The organism is Streptomyces sp. NPDC054849 (assembly GCF_053610945.1).
Genome location: NZ_JBSGZI010000011.1, coordinates 86869 through 107543 on the forward strand (window position 1 = coordinate 86869; position 20675 = coordinate 107543).

Consider the following 20675-nt stretch of genomic DNA (forward strand, 5'->3'; position numbering starts at 1 on the left):
GCATGCGAACCGACACCTCCTCCGGGGCCCTTCCGGCACGGGCGCCCCTCGCGCCCGTGCCCGGAGAGCCCGTCCTCGACGTGGTGATCCCGGTCTTCAACGAGGAGAAGGACCTCGGCCCGTGCGTGCGCCGACTGCACGAGCACCTCACCCGGACCTTCCCCTATCCCTTCCGGATCACGGTCGCCGACAACGCGAGCACCGACCGCACTCCCGAGGTCGCGGCCGCCCTCGCCGCCGCACTGGACGGCGTACGCAGCACCCGGCTGGAGGAGAAGGGCCGCGGCCGGGCCCTGCGCACGGTCTGGTCCGGGTCCGATGCCCCCGTCCTCGCCTACATGGACGTGGACCTCTCCACCGACCTCAAGGCCCTGCTGCCTCTGGTCGCGCCGCTGATCTCCGGCCACTCCGACCTCGCGATCGGGACCCGCCTGGCCCGTTCCTCACGGGTGGTGCGGGGGGTGAAGCGGGAGTTCGTCTCCCGCGCCTACAACCTCCTGCTGCGTTCCTCCCTCGCCGCCCGGTTCAGCGATGCCCAGTGCGGGTTCAAGGCCATCCGGCGCGAGGTCGCCGAGCGGCTGCTGCCGCTGGTGGAGGACACGGGCTGGTTCTTCGACACCGAACTGCTCGTCCTCGCCGAGCGGGCCGGGCTGCGGGTCCACGAGGTGCCGGTGGACTGGGTCGACGACCCCGACTCCACCGTCCACATCGTCAGGACCGCCACCGAGGACCTCAAGGGCGTCTGGCGCGTGGGCCGGGCCCTGGCCGTCGGAGCGCTCCCGCTCGACCGGCTCGCCCGGCCCTTGGGCGACGACCCGCGCGACCGCACCGCACTGCCCGGGGTGGACGGCGGACTGGCCCGCCAGTTGCTCGGCTTCTGCGCCGTGGGAGCGCTGTCCACCCTGCTCTACCTGCTGTTGTACTCCGCCTTCCGCGGCGGGACCGGGCCGCAGCACGCCAACGGAGCCGCCCTGCTCCTCTCGGCCGTCGCCAACACCGCGGCCAACCGACGGCTCACCTTCGGCGTCCGCGGCCGGGACCGGGCCGTGCGCCACCAGGCCCAAGGACTGGTGGTGTTCGGCATCGGACTGGCCCTGACCAGCGGGTCCCTGGCAGCGCTCGGAGCGGCCACGGCCGATGCCGCGCACAGCACCGAACTGGCCGTCCTGATCACCGCCAACCTCGCCGCCACCGTGCTGCGGTTCCTGCTCTTCCGCGCCTGGGTCTTCCCCGAGCGGCGCGACACCCCCGTGAAGGACGACATCCGATGACCACCGCAGCAATTCCGCTCCTCCCGGTCCCCGAAGCACGGGCCCGTACCGGCCGCCACGCCGTCGACCGGCCCCGCTGGGAACGACCCGCCCTCGCCGTGCTGCTGATCGCCACCGCCGCGCTGCTCCTGTGGGATCTGGGCGCCTCCGGCTACGCCAACTCCTTCTACTCCGCCGCCGTGCAGGCGGGCAGCGAGAGCTGGAAGGCGTTCTTCTTCGGCTCCTCCGACGCCGGCAACTCCATCACCGTCGACAAGCCCCCGGCCGCCCTGTGGCCGATGATGCTGTCCGTCCGGCTGTTCGGGCTGGGCGCCTGGCAGATCCTCGTCCCGCAGGCCCTGATGGGGGTCGCCACGACCGGCGTCCTGTACGCCGCCGTCCGCCGCCAGTTCGGGCCCGGGCCCGCGCTGCTGAGCGGGACCGCCTTCGCACTGACGCCCGTCGCCGCGCTGATGTTCCGCTTCAACAACCCCGACGCGCTGCTGACCCTGCTGCTGACCGTCACCGTGTACTGCGTGCTGCGGGCCCTCGAGGGGGCGCACACCCGGTGGCTGCTGTGGGCCGGTGTCGCGGTCGGCCTCGCCTTCCTCACCAAGACCCTGCAGGCCTTCGTCATCCTGCCGCCGCTCGCCGTGCTGTACGCCGTATGCGCGCCCACCCCGCTGCGCAGGCGGCTCGGGCAGTTGCTGTCGGCCGGGCTCGCGATGGTCGTGGCCGGAGGCTGGTGGGTCGCGATCGTCGAACTGTGGCCCGCCTCCTCCCGCCCGTACATCGGCGGCTCGCAGACCAACTCCTTCCTGGAGCTGACCCTCGGCTACAACGGCCTCGGCCGGATCAACGGCAATGAGACCGGCAGCGTCGGCGGCGGACGCGGCGGCGCCGGCGGTGGCGGCTGGGGGGAGACCGGATTCGACCGGCTCTTCGCAGGCAACATCGGCGGGCAGATCTCCTGGCTGCTGCCGGCGGCCCTGGTGCTGCTCGTGGCCGGGCTGGTCGTCACCTGGCGGGCCGGCCGGGCCACCGAGTCGCTGGAGAGCATGGCCCGGGCGGCCTTTTTGGCCTGGGGCGGCTCACTGCTGATCACCGCGGTCGTCTTCAGCTACATGCAGGGCATCTTCCACGAGTACTACACGGTGGCGCTTGCGCCCTTCGTGGCAGCGCTGATCGGCATGGGCGCCGCCGTGCTGTGGGAGGAGCGGAGCGGGCCGGCCGCCGCGCTCACGCTGGCCGGCACGCTCGCCCTGACGGCGGTCTGGTCGTACGTGCTCCTCGGCCGGGCCACCGGCTACCTGCCGTGGCTGCGCTGGGCGGTCCTCGCGGGCGGGCTGCTCGCCGCGGCCGCGCTGCCCTTCGCCGCGCGGGCCGGCCACCGGATGCTGCGGGCCACGGCCGGGCTGGGACTGGCGGCGGCCCTGGCCGGGCCGCTCGCGTACTGCCTGACGACCGTGAGCACCGGGCACACCGGTTCCATCGTGACCGCCGGACCGGCGGTGGCGGGCGGCCGGGGCGGACCCGGCGGGATGGTGGACGGCCCCGGTGGCCCCGGTGGCCCTGGTGGCCCTGGTGGCGCAGGCGGCCCGGGCGGTGCCGGGGAGATGCTGCAGGGCGGCCCGGGCGGGCAGCCGGTCGGCGTCCGGCCCGGCGGCGATCAGGGCGGCGGCACCCCGCCGCAGGGCGCCCCGGCTCAGGGCACGGTGCCGCAAGGCCGAGGCGGCCAAGGTGCCCAGGGCACTCTGCCGCAGGGCCAGGGTGGGGCGGGCGGACCCGGTGCCGAGCGCGCAGGCGGCGGCCGGGGCGGTCCGGGCGGTCTGCTGAACGGCGCCCAGGTCGGGGCCGAGGCCAAGGCGGCCCTCACCGCCGACGCCGACGCGTACACCTGGGCGGCGGCCGCCATCGGCTCGCAGAACGCGGCGAGTTACCAGCTGGCCTCCGGTGTGCCCGTCATGCCGGTCGGCGGCTTCAACGGCAGCGACCCCTCGCCGACCCTGGAACAGTTCAAGAAGTACGTGCAGGAAGGCCGGATCCACTGGTTCATCGGCCAGGGCGGCACCGGCATCGGCACCGGCACCGCCGAGGGCGGCCAGCGCGGCGGCGGCCCGGGTGGTGGCGGCCCGGGTGGTGGCACCAGCACGGCCGTCGAGACCTGGGTCAAGGCAACGTTCACGGCGTCCACGGTCGGCGGAGCCACCTTCTACGACCTGACGGCTCCGACATCCTGATCAGGCGTCACGGCAGTACCCGATACTGCGCACTTGGCCACGCGACCGGGACGACAGGACCTAGCATCAAGAGGGCAGACCGGGCATTCCGGGCTGATCCACCTGTCGTGAGGAGGGCGCCTGCATGGTGACCGCGGCCGATCCCGGCGAGACCCGGACCAGTGTGTGGCTGGCCGCCAGGCCGGCCGCCCCCACCAGACGCCGTGCCGAGGCGCCCTCCGGGCTCGACCGTGAGCGGATCACCGCCGCCACCGTACGACTGCTCGACGCAGAGGGGCTGGCCCGGTTCTCGATGCGCCGGCTCGCCGCCGGCCTCGGAGTCACCGCGATGTCCCTGTACTGGTACGTGGACACCAGGCACGACCTGCTCGAACTCGCCCTGGACAGTGCCCTGGGCGAGCTGCGGCTGCCGGCCGGGCCGCCGGAACCCGGCGAGGCGGGCTGGCCGGTCCGGCTGCAGACGATGGCCCGGGGCTACCGCGGGGTGCTGGCCGACCATCCGTGGGTGGCTCCGCTCACCGCCGCCTACCCGAACATCGGCCCGCACGCGCGGGCCTTCGACGCCGCGCTCCAGAGGCTGCTGGACGCCACCGGCCTGGCGGACGCCGCCCGGACCGGCGCCCACCTGGCCGTCTCACAGTTCCTGCTCGGCTGCGGGGGCGCGGTCCGCCGGGCGCCCGAAGGCGACTTCTGCCTCGCGCTCGACGTCCTGATCGCAGGCATCGAGGCCAAGGCCACCACCGCTTAGGCCTTGATCCGGGCCTCTCGGGCGGCTTCCGGGGCGGCCTCGGCGGGGGACGGCCCGGGCGAAGCCGCCGCCGGGGCGTGGGCCGCGGGCTTCGCCTTCAGGGCGACCTCCTTGATGAACACCACCAGTACCAGCCCGAGCAGCGCGAAGGGGGCGGCGTAGAGGAAGACGTCCCCGACGCCGTGCCCGTACGCGGACTCGATGACCTCGCGGACCGGCGCGGGCAGCGTGTCGAGGTCGGGGATGCCGCCCCCGGCGGTGCCGCCGTGACCCATGGCCGCCGCCTTCGGCCCGAGGGCGGCCAGGCCGTCCTGGACGTAGTGCGTGACCCGGTTGGCCATGACCGCGCCCAGTGCGGAGACGCCCACGGCGCCGCCGAGGGAGCGGAAGAAGGTGACGACCGAGCTGGCCGCGCCCAGGTCCTCGGGGGCCACCTGGTTCTGGGTGGCGAGGACCAGGTTCTGCATCATCATGCCGAGACCGAGGCCGGTCACCGCCATGTAGAGGGCGATGTGCCAGTACGGGGTGTCGTGGCGCAGGGTGCCCAGCAGACCCAGTCCGGCCGTCAGCAGCACCCCGCCGGTGACGATCCAGGCCTTCCACCTACCGGTCTTGGTGATCACCTGACCGGAAAGAGTGGAGGAGACGAAGAGCCCGGCGATCATCGGAATCGTGAGGATTCCGGACATGGTGGGGGACTCGCCGCGCGCCAACTGGAAGAACTGGCTGAAAAACACGGTCCCCGAGAACATTGCGATGCCCACGAACAGAGAGGTCGCCGAGGCCAGGGTGATGGTCTTGTTGCGGAACAGCCGCAGCGGGATGATCGGGTCGCTCGCGCGGGACTCGACGAGGACGAAGAGCAGGCCGAGCGCCACCGCGCCGCCCGTCATCGCCCAGGTCTGCCAGGAGATCCACGCGTAGGAGTCGCCGGCCTGCGTGACCCAGATCAGCAGCAGGGAGACGGACCCGCTGATCAGGAAGGCGCCGAGCCAGTCGACCTTGACGTCGCGCCGCACCACCGGCAGCCGCAGGGTCTTCTGGAGCACGATCAGCGCGATGACCGCGAAGGGCACCCCGACGTAGAAGCACCAGCGCCAGCCCAGCCACTCGGTGTCGGTGATGACGCCGCCCAGCAGCGGGCCGCCGACGGTGGCGACGGCGAAGACCGCGCCGAGGTAGCCGCTGTACCGGCCGCGCTCGCGCGGGGAGATCATCGCGGCCATGACGATCTGGGCGAGGGCCGACAGGCCGCCGACGCCGATGCCCTGGACCACGCGGCAGGCGATGAGCGTGCCGGTGTTCTGGGACATGCCCGCGACCACCGAGCCGAGGACGTAGATCACGAGGGAGATCTGGACCAGCAGCTTCTTGCTGAAGAGGTCGGACAGCTTGCCCCACAGCGGGGTGGCCGCCGTCATCGACAGCAGGGCCGCGGTGACCACCCAGGTGTACGAGGACTGGGTGCCGCCGAGATCGCTGATGATCTGGGGCAGGGCGTTGGAGACGATCGTGGAGGACAGGATCGCCACGAACATGCCGAGCATCAGCCCGGACAGCGCCTTCATGACCTGCGGGTGGGTCATCGTCACGGCCGTGGCTGGGTGCACGGGTTCGGGAGCGGGCGTGTGGTCGGTCGTCGTCTCCGACTGGGCCATGTCTTTCCTTCGTCTAGAAGCTCGATCGGAGTCGGGCCAGCAGCGTGTTCAGTACGTCGATGTCCTGGGCGGACCAGTCGTGGAGGGCTTTTTCCAGCGCGGCCGTGTACCGGGCGCCGATCTCGCCGAGGAGCGCCCGACCGGCCGGGGTGAGCCGCAGGATCCGGCAGCGTCCGTCGCCCGGGTCGGTCTCGCGCTCGATCCAGCCGCGGTCGGCGACGTGCGTGACGTGCCGACTGGTCACCGAGATGTCGACGGCCATGCACTCCGCCAGCCGGTTCAGCCGCATCTCTCCCTGCCGGTCGAGCACGGTGAGGACGGCGGCGGCGCCCGGCGGGCAGTCCGGGGGCAGGTGGCGGGCGAGCTCGCGCTTGACCGCCCCGATGCCCGTGAGCCGCCGGGCCAGCTCCTCGTAAAGAGTGGTCCGGGCGGTCGCTGCGGTCTGAGTGGTCTGAGTGGTCTGAGCGGTCTGAGCGGTCTGAGCGGGCCGAGTGGGACGAGTGGTCTGCACGGTCACCGGGTGTCCCCCATCTTGTTGCTTGAGGCAACCATAAGAGCGAATGGTTGCTACAGGCAAACGAATCTGGGGGTGGGGCGGTAAAGGAATCGGAAAACCGGCTAGGGTCCTGCTCCATGGCTGACAACCACAACTCACAGGTCCCCGAGGGCAACCACGACCCCGCGGGCAGCACGCAGATGTTCCGGGCGTTCGTCGAAGAGGCGGCACCGGCCCGGCAGGCGGGGGGACCGGGATCCCGTCAGCAGCGCCGCGCGGAGCAGGGGCGGTCCGGGTCGTCGAACCCGGCCGTGAAGCTCGGACTGGTCCTCGCGCTCGTGCTCGTGATCGGCGCGGCGGCCTGGGTGGTCCTGAGCTGACGACCGAAAGCTGACGTCCCCCGGCGGGCCCGACGGGCTCAGCTCCAGGTGGCGGTGACCTTCCGGGTGTCCACGTGCATGCCCAGCGGAACCCGCCAGGCCTCCACGCACACGGTGTAGGTCTGCGTCTTCACGGCTCCGCCCGCGATGGGCGCGGGGAGCGGCTGGGTCGTGGTGATCGTGGCCCAGTCGACGCCGAGGGCGCCGATGATGTGCGTCGCGAAGCTGACCGTGCCCGAACGGGCCGCGGTGGTCCCGCTGTTGGTGAAGGTCATGGTGACCCGCTCGCACCAGCGGTCGGCCGCGGCCGCCCTGGTCGGTGTGGACAGCGTCAGTCGCGCCGGGGTGGCCGGGGGCGGGGCCGGGGGCGTTGTGCCGGGCTGGGTGGACGGGCCGCCCGGGTTCGTCGGCGAGGCCGGCACGGTGGGGGTTCCCGGCGCGCCTGGCGTGCCCGGCGTGTTCGGTGTGCCGGGTGTCGTGGTGGTCCGGCCCGGTCCCGCAGAAGCGCCGGATGTGCCTGCGGAGCCGCCGGCGCCGGTAGTCGCGGCTCCGCCCAGGGTGGAGCCGCCAGGGGACCCGGATGCGGGCGTCCCGGCCGACGTGCCGGCCGACGCGGAGGACCCGCCCGCCGCGGACGGGTCGCCGAGCTGCTGGAACTCCACCCGGCCCTGCGGCGCCGCGTTCTCCCCCGCGCCCCGTTCGGGGCCCGGGGCCGCGGCGCCCACGGCGACGTATCCGTCCCGCGCCGGGCCGCCGCAGCCGGTGAGGCCGACGGCGGCCGTGCAGGACAGGGCGAGGAGGGTGGTGGCCGCTCGCGATCCCTTTCGCATCACGCCAGTTTTCCTGACGCATCGTCAATTGGGAAGCGGGCGGCGCCCGGTCACTCTCCGATGAGGCCCACGCGCAGTTGCGCGAGGGTGCGGGTCAGCAGCCGGGAGACGTGCATCTGGGAGATGCCGACCTCCTCGCCGATCTGCGACTGCGTCATGTTCGCGAAGAAGCGCAGCATGATGATCTGCCGTTCCCGGGGCGGGAGTTTGGCGAGCAGCGGCTTCAGGGACTCGCGGTACTCGACGCCTTCGAGGGCGGTGTCCTCGTAGCCGAGGCGGTCCGCGAGCGAACCCTCTCCGCCCTCGTCCTCCGGGGAGGGCGAGTCGAGCGAGGAGGCGGTGTAGGCGTTGCCCACGGCGAGGCCGTCGACGACGTCCTCCTCGGAGACCCCGAGCACGGCGGCGAGCTCCGGCACGGTCGGCGAGCGGTCCAGTTTCTGGGCGAGCTCGTCGCTGGCCTTGGTCAGCGCGAGGCGCAGCTCCTGGAGCCGGCGCGGGACGCGGACGGACCAGGAGGTGTCCCTAAAGAATCGTTTGATCTCGCCCACGACGGTCGGCATCGCGAACGTCGGGAACTCCACGCCGCGTTCGCAGTCGAACCGGTCGATCGCCTTGATCAGGCCGATGGTGCCGACCTGGACGATGTCCTCCATCGGCTCGTTGCGGCTGCGGAAGCGGGCGGCCGCGTACCGGACGAGGGGCAGGTTCAGCTCGATCAGGGTGTCGCGTACGTACGCCCGGTCGGGGCTGTCCGCGTCCAGGGCGGCAAGTCGCTGGAAGAGGGAGCGGGAGAGGGTGCGGGTGTCGATGGCTTCCGAGCGGTGGGACACTGCCGGCGGCGTCACGCTCTTGACGAGTGTGAGCACCTTGGAGCTGCCCTGGTCTACGGACATGCCACCCCCTTGAGGTCGCGGACGGTCGCGTACGGCGCGTCCGTCGGAGGAACGCAGCCTCCACCTGAATACCGGAGGCGGGGCTGCGGCAAACGCGGTTCAAGCAGAATGTCACATGTCGGCAACACGCTGTAGCGCCAAGTCGACATATATCTCCAGCGACAGAAGAGGTCAGAAGGTGATCAGCCCGTTCTGTCGGGAAACGACTGAATGATCTCCACTCGTTCCGGTTACGCTTCGATCCTGTTTGCGGATCTCAGTCGGGCGAAGCTCCGGGCGAGCAGCCGGGAGACGTGCATCTGGGAGACGCCGAGCTCTGCACTGATCTGTGACTGCGTCAGGTTGTTGTAGTACCGCAGGAGCAGGATCCGCTGTTCGCGTTCGGGCAGTTGTACGAGGAGGTGGCGGACGAGGTCGCGGTGCTCGACCCCCGCCAGCTCCGGGTCCTCGTAGCCGAGGCGGTCCAGCAGCCCTGGCATGCCGTCGCCCTCCTGGGCGGCCTCCAGCGAGGTCGCGTGGTAGCTGCGCCCGGCCTCGATGCAGGACAGCACCTCGTCTTCGGTGATCCGCAGCCGCTCGGCGATCTCTGCCGTGGTCGGGGTGCGGCCGTGGAGGGTGGTGAGGTCCTCGGTGGCGGCGTTGACCTGGACCCACAGCTCGTGGAGGCGGCGCGGGACGTGGACGGTGCGGACGTTGTCCCGGAAGTACCGCTTGATCTCGCCCACGACGGTCGGCATCGCGAAGGTCGGGAACTGCACGCCGCGGTCCGGGTCGAACCGGTCGATGGCGTTGATCAGCCCGATGGTGCCGACCTGGACCACGTCCTCCATCGGCTCGTTGCGGCTGCGGAAGCGGGCGGCCGCGTACCGGACGAGCGGGAGGTTGGCCTCGATGAGGGCCCCGCGCACCCGGGTGTGCTCTCTGGTGCCCGGCTCCAGACCCTTCAGCTGGCCGAAGAGGACCTGGGTGAGGGCCCGGGTGTCCGCGCCCCGGCTCGGAGGTCTCGGCGGGGCCGGGGGCTCCTCGGGCGGCTCCGGGCGGGGCTCCTGGCAGTGTTCTCGCTGGGGGTCCTGCTGGGGCGGTACCTGGGGGTCCTGTCGGGGTGGCACTTGAGGCGCAGTACTGGCCGGCACGGTCACGCCACCCCTTCAGTCAACTCATCCGTCAAAAGCGGTCATAGCATCACAAGAGATGTGCACTGTGTGCAAGCACCGTATATTGCCGTGTTGACGGCAAGTTGGGCATATCGGGGCATTATGCCCAGTCGTGGGGATGCAAAAAGCCCCCCACCCGTCGGAGTGGGGGGCCGGAAGTCCGGGAACCGCTTCAGCGTACGGGGTCAGCGCACCAGTTCGGTCATGAACTCGCCGATGCCGGAGGCGGCATCCGATATCCCCTGGAAGCCTATTCCGACCATCTCGGCCGCTCTCTTCGGCTGGGTGATGATCACGAAGAGGACGAACACGGTGAGGGCACCCGTGATGAGCTTCTTGGTGTCCACGAGCGGGCGGCCTCCCCAACCGGTCCTTGCAAGTCGGGTGAGTCTAACCGGTCAAGATGGGACACTCACCTGCCCTTTAAGGACCAATGACCCGGTACTCCGGGTCCTTTGCCGGTGAGTCCGGGATTGCCGTGGGCGCAGGATTGAGAGGAGTCCACCGGTTATGGCAGGAAATCGGTGGGTGAGGGGCAGGGCCGCGCCACGGGGTCCGAGCCGTCGGCTTCCCCCTGACTGCGGCTCGGACCGGCGGGTCCGTCCTCATCGGGGAAGTGGCTTGTCCCCCCGATGCCACTTCCCCCGTCCCACGCGTTGAAGGCCCCGACCCCGGTCGGGGCCTTCAACGCGTCGTCCCGCGGCGCAGCCGGGGCGGAGGCGGGGGCGGTTGGGGGGCGGGGGCTACTCGATGCCGCCGGCCAGGTCCGTGAGGGGCTGTACGGGGGCGATCACGGGCGCCAGGTGGTTGGGCAGCTCCATGAGCGCGTTGAGCTGGTTGGCGCCCTCACTGAGCTTCGCCCCGATCTCTTGGACGGAAGCGGGCTGGGCCCCCGCCGGCATCCCCGGGGCGGCGGTCGGCAGGTCCGGGAGGGCGAGGGGGGCGATGGGGGCGGCCGAGGCGGCGGGTGCGGCGAGGCCCGCGGCGGCCCCCGCGAGGGCGAAGGCGGCGAGCATGCGCTGGGTCTTGGTCATGCCGTGACAACGGCGGAAGGGGCGGGCGGTCACGCCGCCGTACTCCGGAGGGGCCCGTCCGGGGCGGTCGGCGGGCCGGTACGGGCCGGTGCCGGCGCGGGCACGGAGGCAGACGCGGAGGCAGACGGGGAAGCAGACGGGGAAGCAGACGCGCGAAGGCAGCCGCAGGCGTGGGCGCGCGGAAACGCCGAGAGCCCCGACCCTTGCGGGGCGGGGCTCTCGGTCAGAGCGGTAGCGGTGGGATTTGAACCCACGGATAGCTTGCACCATCACACGCTTTCGAGGCGTGCTCCTTCGGCCGCTCGGACACGCTACCGAGAGAGAGCTTAGCCCAAGGTGGCCCGTGCGCTGAAATCCGTATCCGTCACAGGTCCCGGAAGAAGTCCGTCAGCTGCCGGGCGCACTCCTCGGCGAGGACGCCGCGGACCACCTCGGGGCGGTGGTTGAGCCTGCGGTCCCGTACGAGGTCCCACAGCGACCCGGCCGCGCCGGCCTTCTCGTCGTCCGCGCCGTAGACGACCCGGGCGACGCGCGACTGGACGAGCGCGCCCGCGCACATCACACACGGCTCCAGGGTGACCACGAGGGTGCACCCCGGAAGCCGCCATTCCCCGAGCTTGGCCGCGGCCCGGCGCAGTGCCACCACCTCGGCGTGCGCCGTGGGGTCGCCGGTCGCCTCGCGCTCGTTGTACCCGGTGGCGAGCAGGTTCCCGTCCGGGTCCAGCACGACGGCGCCGACCGGCACATCGCCGGCCGGCACCGCCCGGGCGGCCTCCTGGAGCGCCAGGCGCATGGAGTCCCGCCACGGGTCCCTCACGGGATCGTCGGTGTGTGCAGGGAGCACTAGCGGACGGCCTCCAGGACCTCGGTGGCGCCGAGGGACTCGGCGATCTCCGAGAGGGCGTCCCCGTCCAGGGTCATCAGTTGCTTGTGGGTCACCCCGAGGTCGTCCAGCAGCCGGGGATCGCCGAGCGGACCGGCCGGCACCGGCTCCGCGCCGGCCCCGCCCGCCTCGTCCTCGTCGGCGTCGTCGTCCGCGTACGCGGCGACGGCGTCCTCCTCGCCGTCCTCGGTGCCGTCCAGGTCCAGTTCGTCGAGTTCGTCGTCCTCCTCGTCGCTGCCCAGCAGCTCTTTGGTCAGCATCGAGCCGTAGGAGCTGCGGGCGGCCGCGGCGGCGTTCGATACGAAGTACCGCGGGTCCTCCTCGCCGTCCACGCGGACGACGCCGAACCAGGCGTCCTCCTGCTCGATGAGGGCGACCACCGTGTCGTCGTCGACAGCGGCGGAACGGGCGAGATCGATCAGATCACTGAGGGACTCGACGTCGTCGAGTTCCATGTCGCTCGCTTCCCACCCGTCTTCGGTGCGCGCGAGCAGTGCGGCGAAATACACCGTGACTCTCCCACTGGTCTTAGGCGTGCCGGTTGGAGGTCCCCCCGGCCGGAGGTTGGGGCAGAGCGGCCGTGTGCTCGCCGCCGTACCCCGCCCAATCGGCATCGTGGCAGAAACAGCGGCGTTGCGAGAGGTCTTCCGCGCTTGCGTCGTGCCGCGCCGTGCGGTGGCGGGGGGCGTGCGGGGTTGTGGCGGCGGGGTGTTTCGGGGTGGCGGAGGCCGTCTCGGTTGCCCTGCGGGCCCGCTCGTGTCGCGGCCTGACGGGGCGCTGCGCGGTGCTGGGCCGGGCCGGCGCCTCACACGCCGGCGGGGCCGGCTTCGGCTCGGCGTGGCTGGAGTCGTCGGCGGAGGTGGTGGGGTCGACGGGGCTGGAGTCGTCGGCCGAGGTGGATGGGGTAGGCGGGGCGGAATCGGGTCCGCGGCCTACCAGCGGAACGTGCGCATGCGCATCTGCTGGCGCATGCGGGCCGCGCGGGCGCGGCGGGGCTGGACGCGGTCGCGCAGCTCACGCGCCTCCATCAGGTCGCGCAGGAACTGCGCGCGGCGGGCTCGGCGCTGCGCCGGGGTCTCCGGGGCATCGTCGCTCGGCTGCGTGTCGGGCATCGGCCACCACCTGGGGCTGGTCGGTCGTCCCCCCTGCACCCACCTTCCCCCGGACGGACCGTTTGATGCCACCCCGTCGCAGGTCAGGCGTCGTCCTTGAGGGTCGGGACGACCGCTACGGGGCCGTGCGCGTGCTGGAGCACCGCGTGGGCCACTGAACCGATCATCAGCGACATGGCGGTGCGCCGCGGGTGGTGGCGGCCGACCACGACCAGTGCCGCCGACCGGGACGCGGCGACCAGCCGGCCCGCCGGATCCCCGGGTACCGCAGCCTGCTCGACCGGGACGTCCGGGTAGCGCGTGCGGAACGGCGCCAGCCGCGCCGTCTGGGAGCGCAGCATCTCCCGCTCGGCCGGTACGGCGTCCCCGTCGTCGGCCAGCCCTTCGGGCGGGATCACCGCGAAGGGGCTGTCGATCACCAGGGTCGGCGCGGGCGGAATGGCGTACGCGGACACCACCTGGACGGTGGTCCCCCGCACGGCCGCCTCCGCGAACGCGAAGGCCAGTACGTCGTCGGGCGTCTCGGCGGCGTGCAGCCCGAGGACCACCCGCCCGGCGGACTCCTCCGCGTCGGCGTCCCGGGCGCTGCGCTCCGCGTGCGGGACCACCACCACCGGGCAGGCCGCCGTACTGGCCACGGCCCTGCTGTTCGAGCCGAGCAGCAGGCTGGCGAAGCCGCCGCGGCCCCGGGAGCCCATCACCAGCATCCGGCCCTGCGTCCCGATCACCCGCAGCGCCTCGGGGACGGAGCCCTCCAGGGCCTCGTAGCGGACCCCCTCGGGCAGCTCGGGGCCGGCGTCGAGCACCGCCCGGACCCAGTCGCTGACGGGGTCGGCGAACTGCGCCGGCTGCGAGGCGTCGTGCAGCGAGGCCCGGCGCCCCGCATACAACTGCGCGTGGTCGGGCAGTACATGGGCGATCAGCAGCCCCGTTTCGTGCCGGACGGCCGCGGCCCGTGCCCACTGCAGGGCCTTGAGGCTGTGTTCGGACCCGTCGACGGCTGCGATGACCGGTGCGTTGCTCATCAGTCCAGCGTGCTGGGCGTCCGCGCGGGTCGCATCCGCAGGCTGACGCGGGCGTGGCCGCGGCTTCGGACGCGAAGGGGCCGCGTCAGCGCGTAGCCTTTTGGGTGCAGGTCGCGTCGTGCGACCGTTTTTGCAGGTCGCAGGCTGAGTTTTGGAGGATGTTGTGCGTTTGCAGGTCGTCGATCACCCCTTGGTGGCGCACAAACTCACCACCCTGCGCGACAAGCGCACCGACTCCGCCACCTTCCGGCGGCTCGCCGACGAGCTGGTGACCCTGCTCGCATACGAGGCCACGCGGGACGTGCGCACGGAGCAGGCGGACATCGAGACCCCGGTCGCCCCGACCACCGGTGTGAAGCTCTCGCACCCGCGCCCGCTGGTCGTTCCGATCCTGCGTGCCGGCCTCGGCATGCTCGACGGCATGGTGCGGCTGCTGCCGACCGCCGAGGTGGGCTTCCTGGGCATGGTCCGCAACGAGGAGACCCTGGAGGCCTCCACGTACGCGACGCGCATGCCCGAGGACCTCTCCGGACGGCAGGTCTACGTCGTCGACCCGATGCTCGCCACCGGCGGCACGCTCGTCGCGGCCATCCAGGAACTGATCAAGCGCGGCGCCGACGACGTCACGGCCGTGGTGCTGCTGGCCGCGCCCGAGGGCGTCGAGATCATGGAGCGCGAGCTGGCGGGCACGCCGGTGACCGTGGTGACGGCAGCGGTGGACGAGCGGCTCAACGAGCACGGCTACATCGTGCCGGGTCTGGGTGACGCGGGCGACCGGATGTACGGCTCGGCCGAGTAGCCCAGTAACCGAGTAGCCCAGTAACCGAGTACGAGTAGCCGAGCGGCCGAGCGGCCGACTGCCGAGCAGGTGGGCAGCCGCCCGGCGCTCCGGCGCTCCGGCGTCACGGCCGGCGGTTCAGCAGCCGCCGGTCTGCGGTCCGCGGCTCAGCATTTGGCAGGCGCGGGCACGGGGTTGGCCAGGACGGCCAGCGCCCTGTCCGCGTCCTCCTTCGTGCTCAGCTCCTTGAAGGCGTCGCCCAGGATCAGGTCGACGTCCGCGGTCTCGCGGGTGTCGGACTGCTGGGTGGTGCCGGCGAGTTGCGTGCCGAGTACGGAGAAGACGGCCTTGTCGGTCGTCGGGGAGCCCAGCAGTATCCCGGTGCCGGGGACCTTCTTGTCGAAGTCGGCCGGGGCGTTGCCGACGTGGCCGATGACGAAGCCGCGTTTGGCCAGCTCGTCGCCGACGGCCTTGGCCAGGCCCGCACGCGGGGTCGCGTTGTAGACGTTGACCGTGATCTCGCCGGGCGGGGGGAGCACGACCGCCGGTTTGGCCGGGGTCGGTGCCGAGGCGGTGGAGGCGGCGGTGGAGCCGCCCTTGGCAGCGGGCTTGGGGGGCGTCGTCGGGCAGTCCTTGGCACCCGCAGCCGTGTTCCGCTTGGGGCTGTCGCCCCGGAACACGTCGATGAGCTGCAGCGCCCCGTAGCCGACCAGGGCGAGCGCGAGGACCGAGCCGAGCACGGCCAGGACGATCCGAGGACGGCTCCGCTTACGGCTCATGCGGGGGTAGGCCGCTCCCGTGACGCGGTACTTTCCGCCCATGCCGGGGGGAGTGAGCATGCTCATGGGCGCAGCGTAGTGCGGCCCGGTGGTGATGCCTACTAAATGATCTGCTGATAGGTCAATGGTGACCCGAAAGGCGCAATCTACGCGAAGCCGTCAGTCCATCTCGAGGACGCGCGCGTGCAGCACCTGACGCTGCTGCAGGGCTGCGCGCACGGCGCGGTGCAGCCCGTCCTCCAGATAGAGGTCCCCCTGCCACTTCACGACGTGGGCGAACAGGTCGCCGTAGAAGGTGGAGTCCTCGGCCAGCAGCGTTTCGAGGTCCAGCTGTCCCTTGGTCGTCACGAGCTGGTCGAGCCGGACCGGGCGCGGCGCGACGTCCGCCCACTGCCGGGTGGTTTCCCTGCCGTGGTCGGGGTACGGCCGCCCGCTTCCGATGCGCTTGAAGATCACACGGAAAGCCTACCGGGCCGGTGCCTGCGGGCGCAGCCTCGCAGCGGTGGTGCAAAAGTGGCGAACGATGCCAATCGGGGAGTGATCCATGAGTGAGAGCACCGACCCAGCCGTCCCGGCGGACCCGACGGGCCCGGCGGACGGTTCGGGCCCCGCGGACGAGACGGGCCCGGTGGACCGCACGGGCCCGGCGGACCGGATCGCCGCCGGGTACGCGTTCACCGGACCCGCGCTCGACCTCGGGGCCCTGCTCTGGGACGGCGCGTGCCTGCCCGACCGGCAGATCCGCATTCCGCTGGCGATGCTCAACCGGCACGGGCTGGTCGCGGGGGCCACCGGCACCGGCAAGACCAAGACCCTCCAGCTCATCGCGGAGCAGCTGTCGGCCCACGGCGTCCCGGTCTTCCTCGCGGACATCAAGGGGGACGTCTCGGGGATCTCGGCGCCCGGCACCGCGAACGAGAAGATCGGGGAACGGGCCAGGGAGGTGGCCCAGAGGTGGGAACCGACCGGGTGCCCCGGCGAGTTCTACTCGCTCGGCGGGATCGGTCCCGGCATCCCGGTCCGTTCGACCGTCACCGGCTTCGGCCCGGTGCTGCTGTCGAAGGTGCTCCAGCTCAACCGGACGCAGGAGCAGTCGCTCGGCCTGATCTTCCACTACGCCGACACCAAGGGCCTGGAGCTGATCGACCTCAAGGACCTGCGCGCGGTCGTCGCCTTCCTCGTTTCCGACCAGGGGAAACCCGAACTCAAGGGCATCGGCGGACTGTCCACGGTGACGGCCGGGGTGATCCTGCGGGCGCTGACCGCCTTCGAGACGCAGGGGGCCTCGGAGTTCTTCGGAGAGCCCGAGTTCGACACAGGCGAGTTGCTGCGCACGGCCGCCGACGGCCGCGGGGTGGTCTCCGTCCTGGAACTCGCGGCGGTCCAGGACAAGCCGCAGCTCTTCTCCACCTTCCTGATGTGGCTGCTGGCCGACCTCTACCACGACCTGCCGGAGGTCGGCGACCTGGAGCAGCCCAAGCTCGTCTTCTTCTTCGACGAGGCGCATCTGCTCTTCGACGGGGCCTCGAAGGCCTTCCTCGACTCCATCACCCAGACGGTGCGCCTGATCCGCTCGAAGGGCGTCGGCGTCTTCTTCGTCACGCAGACCCCCAAGGACGTGCCGGCGGACGTACTCGCCCAGCTCGGCAACCGGATCCAGCACGCGCTGCGCGCCTTCACCCCCGACGACGCCAAGGCGCTGAAGGCGACCGTGAAGACCTTCCCCCACTCCGCGTACGACCTGGAGGAGCTGCTCACGCGCCTGGGGACCGGCGAGGCGGTCGTCACCGTGCTCAGCGAGAACGGCGCCCCGACCCCGGTCGCGGCGACCCGGCTGCGCGCCCCGCAGTCGCTGATGGGACCGATCGGGGCGGAGGACCTCGACCGGGCGGTGAAGTCCTCGCTGCTCTGGCCGCGCTACGCGGAGCCGGTCGACCGCGAGTCGGCGTACGAGAAGATCACCGCCGAGCAGGTTGCGGCGGAGGCGCAGGCCGAGGCGGCCGCGGCCTCCGCCGAGGCGGAGAAGCAGGCCGAGCGGGCGGAGAAACAGGCCGCGCAGGCGGATAAGCAGGCCGCGCGGACCGCCCGCAGCGCCCCGAAGCCGGATCCCTCGCCGGCCGAGCAGGTGGTGGGCAGCGGGGTGTTCCGCTCGCTGGCCAGGTCGATCGGGTCGCAGCTGGGCCGGGAGATCACGCGCTCGATCTTCGGGACGGCGCGCAAGCGCCGGTGACGCGGTGACAGACTCGGTGCATGCGGACCGAACTCACCGACACCACGTCCAGCAAGGTCAACCGGGCCCTGCTCGCAGCCCGCCGGGCCATAGGCAGCCCCACCATGGGGCTGGTGCTGACCCTTGTCCTCGTCACGGACGAGGAGAACGCCTACGACGCCGTACGCGCGGCCTCCGAGGCCTCGCGCGAGCATCCCTGCCGCATCATCGCGGTCATCAAGCGGACCTCACGCGGCCCGCACAAGCTCCGCGCGGACCGGGTGGACGCCGAGCTGCGGGTCGGTTCCGACGCCGGGAGCGGCGAGGTCGTGCTGCTGCGCCTGCACGGGGCACTGACGGAGCAGGCCGGCTCGGTCGTCCTGCCGCTGCTCGTTCCGGACGCGCCCGTGGTGGCGTGGTGGCCGGCCGACGCCCCCACCGACCTGGCGCGGGACCCGCTGGGCGCGCTCGCGCAGCGCCGGATCACGGACGCGGCCGCAGCCTTCGACCCGGTCGGCGTGCTCGACGAGCGGGCCCTCGGCTACCAGCCCGGCGACACCGACCTCGCCTGGACCCGGCTCACGCCGTGGCGGGCCCTGCTGGCCGCCGCCCTGGACCAGAAGCCGCTGCAGGTGACCGGCGCGGCGGTGGAGAGCGAGCCCGACAACGCGAGCGCCGAGCTGCTGGCGCGCTGGCTGGAGGACCGGCTCGGGGTTGCGGTGTCCCGGGTGGCGACCGAGGGTCCGGTGATCACCGGGGTCAGCCTGCAGACCACGGGCGGGGAGATCCGGGTGGACCGGCCCGCGGGGGCGCTGGCCACCTTGACCCTGCCGGGGAGCCCCGACCGCAAGGTGGCCCTGAAGATCCGCAGCGGCGCCGAACTCATCGCGGAGGAGCTGCGCCGCCTCGACGCGGACGTGGTCTACGGCTCCGCGCTGCGGCGGCGGCCGCTCCAGGCGGCGCTCTCCGCGTAGTGGTTGTCGTAGGTCGCCGAGCTGTCCTTGATGTCCTGGACGGTGGCCTCGCCCGCGTTGACGCGGCCGAGGAGCCGGTAGTAGTCGAAGCGGCCCATGCCGGGCGTGAAGCCGACGAAGACGCCGGCCGTGTGCCCCGCGGCCGGGGCGAAGGCGTGCTTGACGCCCGGCGGGATCGCGATGAAGTCGCCGACGCCCAGGGTCTGGATCTCATCGCCGACGAGGACGTCGAGCCGCCCTGCGGTGACGTGGAAGAACTCGGTGGCCTTGGTGTGGAAGTGCACCGGGGCGCCCGCCGCGCCCTCCTCGAAGGTGGCGGTGTTGCAGGTGAGCTCGGCGGTGTCCGTGAGCAGGGTGATGCGGCTGCCGGGGGCGTCGTAGATGGCTTCGGCAGTGGCGGCGCGGGTCGCGATCTCTGTCATGTCCCCAATCTATGGCCCCGATAGACCGGTCGCAGAGGTCAATGAGGGGTGCGTCAGGCCGGTCAATCAGCCGCCCGTCACGGGTCCGTTCCGGGGCCTGACCAGGCCTATGACCCCGCCTCCGATCCCGTCTCCGCCCCGGCCGCCGATCAGCCCTTTGTGATCAGGGGCGGAGCCGAGACGGGGCTCAGGAGTCGCCGCCGGCCTTGGCCGCCTTGGCCGCGGCCTTCATCTCCTGCTTGTGCGCCCGCACCTTCGCCAGGGACTCCGGGCCGGTGATGTCGGCCGCCGAACGGTAGACGTTCGCCTGCCCGTACCCGCCCGCGGCCTCCCGCCAGCCGGTCGGGCGCACGCCGAAGCGCTTGCCCAGCAGGGCGAGGAAGATCTGCGCCTTCTGCTCCCCGAAGCCCGGCAGTGCCTTGAGGCGCTTCACCAGCTCCTGCCCCGTCGCGGCGTCGGCCCAGACCGCCTCGGCGTTCCCGCCGTAGTGCTCCACCAGGTACGCGCACAGCTGCTGGATCCGCGTTGCCATCGAACCCGGATACCGGTGCACGGCGGGCTTCTCGGAGAGCAGCGCGGCGAAGGCCTCCGGGTCGTACGCGGCGATGGCGTGCGCGTCCAGATCGTCCGAGCCCAGCCGCTGGGCGATCGTCCAGGGCCCCGAGAACGCCCACTCCATCGGCACCTGCTGGTCCAGCAGCATCCCGACGAGCGCGGCGAGCGGGCTCCGGCCGAGCAGCGCGTCCGCCTCCGGCTGCTGTGCCAGCCGGATGGTGATGTCCTTGTCCATGGCACCAGCGTCCCGCGTGGGCGCGCTCCCCGCGCGGTCGGCACACCGCCCGCCTAGCGTGAGTACGACGACAGGGACGAACCGAGGAGTCGATAGATCATGCTTGATTTCCCCGAAGGCGCACCGTGCTGGGTGGACGCGATGTTCACGGACGTGGAGGGTGCCAAGACCTTCTACGGCGACGTACTGGGCTGGACCTTCGGCGAGGCCAGCACGGAGCTTGGCAACTACACGCAGGCCTACTCCGACGGGAAGGCCGTCGCGGCCGTCGTCCCGCCGATGCCGGGGGTCGACGCCCCTTCGCAGTGGTGTCTGTACTTCGCGTCGCCCGATGCGGCGGCGACGGCCGAGAAGGTCACCTCGTCCGGCGGTGAGGTCCTGATGGGTCCGATGCAGGTGGGCCCCTTCGGCACGATGCTCATCGCGAAGGAGCCGAGCGGCGCGGTCTTCGGCGTCTGGCAGCCGGGTGAGCACAAGGGCTTCGAGAAGATGGGCGAGCCGGGCTCGTACGCCTGGGCGGAGGTCTTCACTCGGGAACCGGACAAGCCGGACACGTTCCTGCCGGAGGTCTTCCCGTACAGCGTCCAGCAGATGGACGCGGGCGACGACCCCGCCGCCGGTGACATGGACTTCAAGGTCTTCAGCGTCAACGGCCCCGAGAACCCGGTGCTGGGCCGGATGAAGATGGACGACGACTTCCCGCCGGAGGTACCGCCGTACATCCAGATCTACTTCGGCGTCCCGGACTGCGACGAGGCGGTCGCGAAGACGAAGAAGCACGGCGGGAAGCTGCACTTCGGCCCGATGGACAGCCCGTTCGGCCGCTTCGCGGCGGTCACGGATCCGCAGGGAGCGGCCTTCGCGGTGATCGACATGTCGACGACGGTCGGCGAGATGCCGAGCTTCGGCTGAAACGCAGCCGGTCCGGCATTCCGTCCCGGCCGCCGGTGGGCGTGCCTTCGTGCCCCGGCCGGCGGTTCACGCAGGGCCCCCGATGCGCCCCGGGAGTCACCGGTCACC

The 20675-nt window shown here is 72.0% G+C and carries 23 protein-coding genes and 1 tRNA gene; 8 read left to right on the forward strand and 16 right to left on the reverse strand.

The window, feature by feature from the left end; all coding sequences use genetic code 11:
- Positions 1 to 2: 2 nt before the first annotated feature.
- The 3 genes from ACWGIF_RS07930 to ACWGIF_RS07940 all read left to right on the forward strand — a co-directional run bounded on the left by ACWGIF_RS07930 (position 3) and on the right by ACWGIF_RS07940 (position 4238).
- Positions 3 to 1271, forward strand: coding sequence for a glycosyltransferase (locus tag ACWGIF_RS07930; RefSeq protein ID WP_453492693.1), 1269 nt, complete (start codon positions 3 to 5; stop codon positions 1269 to 1271).
- Positions 1268 to 3490 (forward strand): ArnT family glycosyltransferase, encoded by a 2223-nt coding sequence (locus ACWGIF_RS07935; RefSeq protein ID WP_453492696.1) that lies wholly within the window; start codon positions 1268 to 1270, stop codon positions 3488 to 3490. Before ACWGIF_RS07930 ends, ACWGIF_RS07935 begins: the two co-directional genes overlap by 4 nt.
- 124 nt (positions 3491 to 3614) lie before the next feature.
- Complete coding sequence (locus ACWGIF_RS07940) at positions 3615 to 4238, forward strand: TetR/AcrR family transcriptional regulator (protein WP_453492699.1); 624 nt, start codon at positions 3615 to 3617, stop codon at positions 4236 to 4238.
- Here ACWGIF_RS07940 and ACWGIF_RS07945 read toward each other — a convergent pair.
- Both ACWGIF_RS07945 and ACWGIF_RS07950 read right to left on the reverse strand, forming a co-directional pair.
- Entirely contained in the window at positions 4235 to 5824 is a 1590-nt protein-coding gene (locus ACWGIF_RS07945) for an MDR family MFS transporter (RefSeq protein ID WP_453492760.1), read from the reverse strand. The genes ACWGIF_RS07940 and ACWGIF_RS07945 overlap by 4 nt on opposite strands.
- A gap of 85 nt (positions 5825 to 5909) precedes the next feature.
- On the reverse strand, positions 5910 to 6302 hold the full coding sequence (locus ACWGIF_RS07950) for a MarR family winged helix-turn-helix transcriptional regulator (RefSeq protein WP_453492763.1): 393 nt from the start codon (positions 6300 to 6302) through the stop codon (positions 5910 to 5912).
- Positions 6303 to 6529: 227 nt separating this feature from the next.
- Between ACWGIF_RS07950 and ACWGIF_RS07955 the strand changes: the two genes are divergently transcribed.
- Complete coding sequence (locus ACWGIF_RS07955) at positions 6530 to 6772, forward strand: hypothetical protein (RefSeq protein WP_453492702.1); 243 nt, start codon at positions 6530 to 6532, stop codon at positions 6770 to 6772.
- Positions 6773 to 6810: 38 nt separating this feature from the next.
- Here ACWGIF_RS07955 and ACWGIF_RS07960 read toward each other — a convergent pair whose 3' ends face one another.
- The 10 genes from ACWGIF_RS07960 to ACWGIF_RS08005 all read right to left on the reverse strand — a co-directional run bounded on the left by ACWGIF_RS07960 (position 6811) and on the right by ACWGIF_RS08005 (position 13703).
- A complete protein-coding gene (locus ACWGIF_RS07960) occupies positions 6811 to 7602 on the reverse strand; it encodes a hypothetical protein (protein WP_453492705.1) in 792 nt (263 codons plus the stop codon).
- Between the two features lie 50 nt (positions 7603 to 7652).
- Positions 7653 to 8495, reverse strand: coding sequence for an RNA polymerase sigma factor SigF (locus ACWGIF_RS07965; protein ID WP_453492708.1), 843 nt, complete (start codon positions 8493 to 8495; stop codon positions 7653 to 7655).
- 230 nt (positions 8496 to 8725) lie between these two features.
- A complete protein-coding gene (locus tag ACWGIF_RS07970) occupies positions 8726 to 9628 on the reverse strand; it encodes an RNA polymerase sigma factor SigF (RefSeq protein ID WP_453492711.1) in 903 nt (300 codons plus the stop codon).
- Between the two features lie 206 nt (positions 9629 to 9834).
- Complete coding sequence (locus ACWGIF_RS07975) at positions 9835 to 9996, reverse strand: hypothetical protein (RefSeq protein ID WP_215014193.1); 162 nt, start codon at positions 9994 to 9996, stop codon at positions 9835 to 9837.
- Positions 9997 to 10392: 396 nt separating this feature from the next.
- Positions 10393 to 10683: a hypothetical protein gene (locus tag ACWGIF_RS07980; RefSeq protein ID WP_453492714.1), complete on the reverse strand. Its 291-nt coding sequence runs from the start codon at positions 10681 to 10683 to the stop codon at positions 10393 to 10395.
- A 229-nt stretch (positions 10684 to 10912) separates the two neighbouring features.
- Positions 10913 to 10999, reverse strand: a tRNA-Ser gene (locus ACWGIF_RS07985).
- A gap of 48 nt (positions 11000 to 11047) precedes the next feature.
- Positions 11048 to 11476: a tRNA adenosine(34) deaminase TadA gene (gene tadA / locus ACWGIF_RS07990; protein WP_453492766.1), complete on the reverse strand. Its 429-nt coding sequence runs from the start codon at positions 11474 to 11476 to the stop codon at positions 11048 to 11050.
- A gap of 50 nt (positions 11477 to 11526) precedes the next feature.
- Positions 11527 to 12075: a tRNA adenosine deaminase-associated protein gene (locus tag ACWGIF_RS07995; RefSeq protein ID WP_453492717.1), complete on the reverse strand. Its 549-nt coding sequence runs from the start codon at positions 12073 to 12075 to the stop codon at positions 11527 to 11529.
- A gap of 423 nt (positions 12076 to 12498) precedes the next feature.
- Positions 12499 to 12678: a hypothetical protein gene (locus ACWGIF_RS08000; RefSeq protein ID WP_453492719.1), complete on the reverse strand. Its 180-nt coding sequence runs from the start codon at positions 12676 to 12678 to the stop codon at positions 12499 to 12501.
- 83 nt (positions 12679 to 12761) lie between these two features.
- Positions 12762 to 13703, reverse strand: coding sequence for a universal stress protein (locus tag ACWGIF_RS08005; RefSeq protein ID WP_453492722.1), 942 nt, complete (start codon positions 13701 to 13703; stop codon positions 12762 to 12764).
- A gap of 163 nt (positions 13704 to 13866) precedes the next feature.
- Here ACWGIF_RS08005 and upp point away from each other — a divergent pair, with 163 nt between their 5' ends.
- Complete coding sequence (gene upp / locus ACWGIF_RS08010) at positions 13867 to 14502, forward strand: uracil phosphoribosyltransferase (protein ID WP_030010426.1); 636 nt, start codon at positions 13867 to 13869, stop codon at positions 14500 to 14502.
- A 146-nt stretch (positions 14503 to 14648) separates the two neighbouring features.
- Here upp and ACWGIF_RS08015 read toward each other — a convergent pair whose 3' ends face one another.
- Together ACWGIF_RS08015 and ACWGIF_RS08020 are read right to left on the reverse strand one after the other, a co-directional pair.
- Positions 14649 to 15326 (reverse strand): LytR C-terminal domain-containing protein, encoded by a 678-nt coding sequence (locus ACWGIF_RS08015; RefSeq protein ID WP_453492725.1) that lies wholly within the window; start codon positions 15324 to 15326, stop codon positions 14649 to 14651.
- A 93-nt stretch (positions 15327 to 15419) separates the two neighbouring features.
- A complete protein-coding gene (locus tag ACWGIF_RS08020) occupies positions 15420 to 15716 on the reverse strand; it encodes a type II toxin-antitoxin system VapB family antitoxin (RefSeq protein WP_008740979.1) in 297 nt (98 codons plus the stop codon).
- Positions 15717 to 15804: 88 nt separating this feature from the next.
- Between ACWGIF_RS08020 and ACWGIF_RS08025 the strand changes: the two genes are divergently transcribed.
- Together ACWGIF_RS08025 and opcA are read left to right on the forward strand one after the other, a co-directional pair.
- Entirely contained in the window at positions 15805 to 17490 is a 1686-nt protein-coding gene (locus ACWGIF_RS08025) for a helicase HerA-like domain-containing protein (protein ID WP_453492728.1), read from the forward strand.
- A gap of 20 nt (positions 17491 to 17510) precedes the next feature.
- Complete coding sequence (gene opcA / locus ACWGIF_RS08030) at positions 17511 to 18443, forward strand: glucose-6-phosphate dehydrogenase assembly protein OpcA (protein WP_453492731.1); 933 nt, start codon at positions 17511 to 17513, stop codon at positions 18441 to 18443.
- Here the strand turns inward: opcA and ACWGIF_RS08035 are convergent.
- The gene (locus tag ACWGIF_RS08035) at positions 18392 to 18865 is read right to left on the reverse strand and encodes a cupin domain-containing protein (RefSeq protein WP_453492733.1); all 474 of its coding nucleotides are present in this window, start codon (positions 18863 to 18865) and stop codon (positions 18392 to 18394) included. The genes opcA and ACWGIF_RS08035 overlap by 52 nt on opposite strands.
- 187 nt (positions 18866 to 19052) lie before the next feature.
- Complete coding sequence (locus tag ACWGIF_RS08040; protein WP_453492736.1) at positions 19053 to 19655, reverse strand: HhH-GPD-type base excision DNA repair protein; 603 nt, start codon at positions 19653 to 19655, stop codon at positions 19053 to 19055.
- A 99-nt stretch (positions 19656 to 19754) separates the two neighbouring features.
- Here ACWGIF_RS08040 and ACWGIF_RS08045 point away from each other — a divergent pair, with 99 nt between their 5' ends.
- A complete protein-coding gene (locus ACWGIF_RS08045; RefSeq protein ID WP_453492739.1) occupies positions 19755 to 20567 on the forward strand; it encodes a VOC family protein in 813 nt (270 codons plus the stop codon).
- Positions 20568 to 20675 lie beyond the last annotated feature (108 nt).